We start from the raw sequence: 6,684 nt of genomic DNA on the forward strand, positions 1-6,684 counted from the left end.
CGGCGCCCGGCCCAAGGCCGCAAAGGGGGATCGGCGAAGCCGATGCTTCTGCGGGCGCGGAGCACCCAGGGTCACAGGGCCAGCTATTCGTATTTCTCCAAAAACGCCTCAGCCTCTAGTTTGCGAAAATCCGGCAATGCGTCACGCAAGCCGCTGTTGTCCCAGTCCCACCAGGCCAACTGCTCCATCCGATCCGCAACCGCTTGTGGGAACCTGGGGCGGAGTGGTTGGGCCGCCACCCCAGCAACGATCATGTAGGGCGGTACGTCTTTGGTCACCAGCGCCCCGGATGCGATGACCGCACCATTACCGATTGTCACCTCGGGCTTGATGATCGCTCCGTGACCGATCCATGTGTCATGCCCGATATATGCGATCCGGCTTGCGCGATGGGCAAACCACTCCGCATCATCCTCGGCATCGTCCCAATAGTCAGCAGACCGATAGCTAAAATGATGCAGCGAGGCCTTTTGCAACGGGTGATCCGTGGCGCCGATCCGGGTAAAGCTGGCAATGTTCGAAAACTTGCCGATCTGGGCGTTGGCGATGTCGCAGGTCCGGTCGCAATAGGAATAGTCGCCCCAGACCGCGTTGGCGATCCGGCTGCCGGTGCCAATCTCGACAAATGCACCAAAGCTGCTGTTGGTAATCTGGCAATCGGGATGGATGAACGGTTCATCCACGCGCAATCGTGCCATAGTCCTGACCTTTCAAGCTGCGCTCACGGCAGAATAAAATCTTTGGTTTTCGCGTTGCTCGGCTTGCTCTTCTTGCCGCTGTCGCCCTGGATCAGACGACGCCGTAACCAGCCCGAGAACCAATCCATCAACATCACCATGAGAATGATCAGAACGATGTAATAGGCGACCTCTTCCCAATCTTTCTGAGTGATGATCGCCTGCGTCAGCAACAGACCAATGCCGCCGCCAGTAATCGCGCCAATTATGGTCGCGCTGCGGGTGTTGGATTCGAGAAAGTACAAAAGCTGGCTCAACAGCACGGGAGTGATCTGTGGGATCACGCCAAAGCGATAGCGCTGCGGCGCATTCGCACCGGTCGACTGCACGCCCTCGATTTGCTTCTCATCCACATTCTCCAGCGCTTCTGAGAATATCTTGCCGAATGTCCCGGTATCGGTCACCAGAATTGCCAGTGCTCCTGTCAGCGGCCCCGGTCCGAAGGCCCGTGCCAGAACAACGGTCCAGATCAAGGCGTCCACACCGCGTACAAAGTCGAACACCCGCCGTGTGGCAAAGCGCACCGACCGCAAGGGGTTAAAGTTCCGCGTCGCCAGGAACGCCAGTGGCAAGGCGATAATCCCTGCCCCCATTGTGCCCAGAAACGCCATCAGGATCGTCTCGAAGATGGCCCAGGCCACATCCTTATGCCGCCAGATCTTGTTGGTCCAGAAATCGTTGAAAATAGCACCGGCCTCACCGGCGGTGGCGCGGCTGACCAACTCGGGGAAGGATTTGCCATAATACGGGCTGTCGAGGGTGAACCAAAACAGCTCCCACCCTGGGAAATAGCGAAACACTTCGGACCGGTTGCGGGTCACGGTCAGACGCCCGGCATCGGTGGTGATCGCCAGCCGATTTTTCGAGACATTGATCCAGTCTGGAACATCGCCCGCCGGTAACTCTGCTTGCACACCAGAGGCCCGGCTGGGCGAAGCGCGCACGACGCCATAGCCAGGGATATCGTATTCGATTGTCTCGGGGCCGAAACGCACCACGTGACCATCTTCCAGGTCAATGATCGTGGTTTCGCCCAACGCCACCCAGTCGGGTGCGGTCCCGTCAGGATAGGTGCCTTTGCGGTCCCCTTCGACCGCAACGGACACATCACCATTGCGGTTATCCCGCGTGACATGAGTTTTGTAGCTGTAACTGTCGGCAACAAGCGTCTTGCCGTTTTCCCAATTTGCACGCCCGGCAATACCAGGCACGTCAAAGGCAAAGAACACGTAAATCAGGTAAAAAGCGACAAGGCCGGGCAACCCGAAATTCACGATCCGTTTGCGGTTGAACAGACGACCGGCCTCGGCCTTGAGGTCAACTGTCGACAGATCAGTGGCAAAGGTCGTCATGCCGAAGCTCCTTTTTCAGACCCGTGGGTCAGGCGATCCCGCAGATAGCCGGACAGCTGATCCACGACCATGATTGTGACAAAAAGCAGAAGGAAGATGGCCGCGGCCTCGTCGTAGCGCCCCTGCCCCCATGACATCGCGTTGCGCAGCTCATAGCCCAGCCCGCCAGCACCGACGAAGCCAAGGATGGCCGAGGCACGGATGTTGATCTCGAACCGCAGCAAGGCATAGCTGACATAGTTCGGTCCGACCTGTGGGATCACGCCCAAATACATCCGTTGCGACCAGTTCGCGCCCACCGAATGCAGCCCCTCAATCGGCTTCAGCGAAGCGTTCTCGTTCACTTCCGAGAATAGCTTGCCCAATGCACCGGCGGTATGGATGGCAATCGCAATCATTGCTGGAACCGGACCGCCGCCGAGAATAAAGATCAAAACCAGCGCGATAACGATTTCAGGGATGGCCCTGCAGATATCGGAAATCCGACGAAACAATGGGATCAGAGATGGCCACTGCGCCATGCCCCGTGTCGACATCAGGGCAAGAAATGTCCCCACAATCGTACCGATCAGGGTTGATGCTGCCGCGATATTGATCGTCTCGATCAAGGCCGGAAAGAACCGGATCAGATTTTCCGGCATCGCGCCGATCTTTTCCCACGCTTCCGAGAGAACTTCGGCCGGATAGTCGAAAACCCTGCGCCAACCGTCAACGAAACTGCCTGCGTTTCGATCATCCGCAGTGCGGAACCCTGCGGCCATCAAAGCCACAAACAGGATCAGGAGAATGCCACCATAAGCCCGTTTTCGCCGGGTCATTTCTGAGTATTCGTCGCGGATCTGATCGACACTGTGGGACCCTGCGGTCAGGTCTGTCATAGAATGCTCCTGAGAAAACGGGGTCCGGTATAACACCGGACCCCGATCATGTGAGTTGCAGGCTTAGTTCGACTTCAGCTTACGCGCTTCGATGATGACCTCGTAGGCTTCGTGCGTGATGGGATCAAAGCTCTTGGCTTCGCCTGCTGCCACGCCGTAGAAACACTCGCGGTCTTTTTCATCCAGCGTATTCCACAGTTCGGTGACCTGAACTTTGACATCCTCGGGCAGAGCCTTGCGCAGAACAACCGGGCCTTCCGGGATCGGAGCAGATTTCCAGATCTGGACCAGATCGTTCATGTCGACCAGACCGGCATCCACAGCACGGCGCAGCGCGCCCGACTGATAGCCGTCTTCCCAATCGCCCAGACCGTCGGCCCAGGTCACGCCGCCGTCAACGTCACCGTTGTTTACCGCAACGATAGTCTGTTCGTGACCGCCGGTGAACTTGACCTCACCGAAGTAATCGCCCGAGTCCATGGTCGCACCGGTGGCCTGTGGAATCTCGATCGAAGGGATCAGGTAGCCCGAGGTCGAGTTCGGATCACCAAAACCAAAGGCCTTACCCTTCATGTCGTCCAGCGAAGCGATTCCGCTGTCTTTGCGCGCAAAGCCTACCGCGTAGTAGCCATAGCCGCCATCACTGTTGACCTTGACCAGAACCGGCTCAACCGCTTCGGGATCGCTCAGATAGGTTTTGGCGTAACCCGACGCACCCAACCAAGCGACGTCAATCGTGCCACCCAGCAGGCCCTGAATCACACCGTTATAATCGGCAGGGGCGAACAGCTTGGTCGGAACGCCCAGCAGCTCTTCGGTGTATTCGCGCAGGCATTCGTTTTTGCTCATTCGGTCTTGGGCGTTTTCGCCGCCCAGAATACCAATGCGGAATTCGCTTATTTCCTGCGCCATAGCGGGCGCGGCCATGGCAGTGGTCGCAACAAGGGCAGCAATTAGGTTTTTCATCTGTCTCTCTCCAGGTTGATGTCCCCGACCTCTCATCGGGTCGGGCGATGAAAGGTGGTTGGGGTGGCTCAGATGGTGGCTTCGGCTTCCATCAGGGCCTTCTGGGTGGCGTCGAGCGTCTCGATCTCGGTCGAGGTCGCCTCTTCCGAGAAACTCGCATCGGCCCCATAGATCTCGCGGGCGACGCCGGTGGTCAGCTGTTCCGGCAGCCCATCAAAGACGATGCGACCATCGCGCATGCCGACGACGCGGTCGCAATAGCGGCGCGCGGTATCCAGCGTGTGCAGGTTGGCGATGACCGTGCGGCCATCCTCTTCGTGGATGCGGCGCAGGGCTTGCATCACCACCTGGGCATTCATCGGGTCCAGAGAGGCAATCGGTTCGTCCGCCAGAATGATTTTCGGGTCCTGCATCAGCGACCGAGCAATAGCGACACGCTGTTGCTGTCCGCCCGAAAGGGCCTCGGCCCGTTTCGGCGCATGTTCGGCAATGCCCAGACGATCCAGAATGTCGATGGCGCGGTGGATGTCTTCCATCGGGAACAGGTTGAACATGGTGGCCAGCGTCGATTGGTGGTTCAGCGTGCCATGCAGCACGTTCGACACCACATCCATGCGCGGGACCAGATTGAACTGCTGAAAGATCATGGCGCATTCGGCTTGCCAGGCCCGCTTGTCCCGCCCCTTCAACTGGGTGACATCGCGGCCTTCGAACAGGATCTTGCCTTCGCTGGAATCGGTCAGGCGATTGACCATCCGCAAAAGGGTGGATTTCCCGGCGCCGGATCGCCCGATGATGCCGATCATGCACGGTTTGTCCACATCCAAGGTCGCCGCATCCACGGCTAGATTATCGCCGAAGCGTTTGGTCAGTTTGTCGATACGCAGCACAGGCCACCCCCAATTCGTCTTGGCGGTCAGCTACAGCCACTGTTCAACGGCTGTGTGTCAGTAAGGTGAAAGTTTTGTTACGGCGCGATTGTCGCGGGGGCTATCCATCATCTGACCTCAACGCTATACGCATCCTCAACTGTTCAGATGACACGAGGCCACCATGAGCTTTGACCGCACTATCAAGATCGCCCCGTCGATCCTGTCCGCCGATTTCGCCAATTTCGGTGCCGAGATTCAGACCATCGAGGCGCAGGGCGCCGACTGGGTGCATATCGACGTGATGGATGGCCATTTTGTCCCGAACTTGACCTTTGGCCCGCCCGCCGTCAAAGCCTTCCGCCCGCATGTCAAAACGGTGATGGACGTGCATCTGATGATCGCGCCGGTCGATCCCTACATTCAGGCCTATGCGGATGCCGGGGCCGATGTGCTGACCGCCCATATCGAGGCCGGACCGCATTCGCACCGCACCCTGCAGGCCATCCGCGCCGCAGGGATGAAGGCCGGTATCGCGCTGAACCCGGGCACTCCGGCCGAAGCGGTCGAGCATCTGCTGGACCTGACCGATCTCATCTGCGTTATGACTGTAAACCCCGGCTTTGGCGGCCAGAAGTTCATCGACATGACCAGCAAAATCCGCCGCCTGCGCCAGATGATCGGCGACCGCCCGGTGCACATCGAAATCGACGGTGGTGTAGACCCCAAAACTGCCCCGTTGGTTGCGGAAGCAGGAGCCGATGTTCTGGTCGCCGGATCGGCGGTTTTCAAGGGCGGGTCGGTGGACAAACCTGAAATTTACGGCAAGAATATCAAGGCTGTTAGGGCTGCTGCTCAACTGGCGGCGGATTGATCCTTCGCAACTCCGAGCAGGCTGATCACGAGTGGTCACACTCAAATTGTCGACCCTTACCAAACTGGCACAGGTAAGGACCACTCCTCTTGTTGTCGCATTTCTGGATCTCACGCCTTTTGGTGGCCACAGAAGGGTTCCGGGGGAAATTCCAGCTAACTTCTTGATTTCAAGCCAACCAATATACGATGGTTCACCTCAAATAGGCTTTGCCTGGCATTTTCTTGCGTGCCAATGCCGCAGGTGACCAAACGATGGTGGAGAGTTAGTGAATGGAAACTGCCGATAAGTTGTTGGACATTGTCCAAAAAATTGTTGTGATAACAGCCGCGTTGGTCGCTGGTTGGTATGTTCTTGTTCGACATGATCATTCTTCCCACGCGACCTTGACCGTTACCTCGAAAATTCACGATGACTGTACGCTTGCCGCCAGAATCCAGGTGAAAAACCCAAAAGGAATAATTATTGAGCCCGTCAGTTTTTCCATTCAGGCATATAAGCTCGACTACCGGGAAATTGTCGATGCGCCGGACAATCAGCTCCGAATATCTGAGCAAGTAATGACTTTGGAAAACGCGGCAAAAATTGGTGAGACCTTTGCCCGAGTTCTGTCACTCAAGCTGCCGGAAGGCATAACCAGCGAAAACGCGATTATGCTACGAGGGCAAATGACACTTGTGGACAGCACCATCTACAACGAAGAAACGATAGTTGAGGTTCCGCAATGCGATTTCTGATTTTGATTTGGATCGGAACTGGTGTCCTGTCTGGTTGCGCCGCCAGAGTTGGCCCCCAGTGCGAAGGGCTATCCAGACAAGCAGGGTACGACCTTCCGGTAACAGTGAACGAACTGCAAAAGATTCGTTTGCGTGGCTTCTCAGAATGCGCTGATTACATTGAGGAAAACGCACTGATCAGAACCTAGCATCAAAAAGGGCGCCGGATGGGCGCCCTTTCCATTTGATCATTCGCTTACGCGAATTACTCGACGATTTTCGACACTACGCC

General features: G+C 57.1%; 7 protein-coding genes. 2 read left to right on the forward strand and 5 right to left on the reverse strand.

The window, feature by feature from the left end:
• Positions 1 to 83: 83 nt before the first annotated feature.
• The 5 genes from AC2FLG_RS20055 to phnC form a co-directional block, all read right to left on the reverse strand.
• Positions 84 to 698, reverse strand: a complete 615-nt coding sequence (locus tag AC2FLG_RS20055; protein ID WP_496707705.1) for an LbetaH domain-containing protein — start codon at positions 696 to 698, stop codon at positions 84 to 86.
• A gap of 23 nt (positions 699 to 721) precedes the next feature.
• Positions 722 to 2,089 carry a phosphonate ABC transporter, permease protein PhnE gene (gene phnE / locus AC2FLG_RS20060; protein WP_496707706.1) on the reverse strand — a complete coding sequence of 456 codons (1,368 nt, stop codon included), beginning with the start codon at positions 2,087 to 2,089 and terminating at the stop codon, positions 722 to 724.
• Complete coding sequence (phnE, locus tag AC2FLG_RS20065) at positions 2,086 to 2,967, reverse strand: phosphonate ABC transporter, permease protein PhnE (protein WP_496698859.1); 882 nt, start codon at positions 2,965 to 2,967, stop codon at positions 2,086 to 2,088. The genes phnE (AC2FLG_RS20060) and phnE (AC2FLG_RS20065) overlap by 4 nt, the downstream gene beginning before the upstream one ends.
• A 63-nt stretch (positions 2,968 to 3,030) precedes the next feature.
• On the reverse strand, positions 3,031 to 3,933 hold the full coding sequence (gene phnD, locus AC2FLG_RS20070) for a phosphonate ABC transporter substrate-binding protein (RefSeq protein ID WP_496707707.1): 903 nt from the start codon (positions 3,931 to 3,933) through the stop codon (positions 3,031 to 3,033).
• A 68-nt stretch (positions 3,934 to 4,001) separates the two neighbouring features.
• The gene (phnC, locus tag AC2FLG_RS20075; protein ID WP_496704074.1) at positions 4,002 to 4,823 is read right to left on the reverse strand and encodes a phosphonate ABC transporter ATP-binding protein; all 822 of its coding nucleotides are present in this window, start codon (positions 4,821 to 4,823) and stop codon (positions 4,002 to 4,004) included.
• A gap of 163 nt (positions 4,824 to 4,986) precedes the next feature.
• Between phnC and rpe the strand changes: the two genes are divergently transcribed.
• Together rpe and AC2FLG_RS20085 are read left to right on the forward strand one after the other, a co-directional pair.
• Positions 4,987 to 5,676 (forward strand): ribulose-phosphate 3-epimerase, encoded by a 690-nt coding sequence (gene rpe / locus AC2FLG_RS20080; RefSeq protein ID WP_496707709.1) that lies wholly within the window; start codon positions 4,987 to 4,989, stop codon positions 5,674 to 5,676.
• Between the two features lie 272 nt (positions 5,677 to 5,948).
• Positions 5,949 to 6,413 carry a hypothetical protein gene (locus AC2FLG_RS20085; RefSeq protein ID WP_496707711.1) on the forward strand — a complete coding sequence of 155 codons (465 nt, stop codon included), beginning with the start codon at positions 5,949 to 5,951 and terminating at the stop codon, positions 6,411 to 6,413.
• Positions 6,414 to 6,684: the final 271 nt, after the last annotated feature.

Source organism: Ruegeria sp. CDSA193 (genome assembly GCF_059611885.1).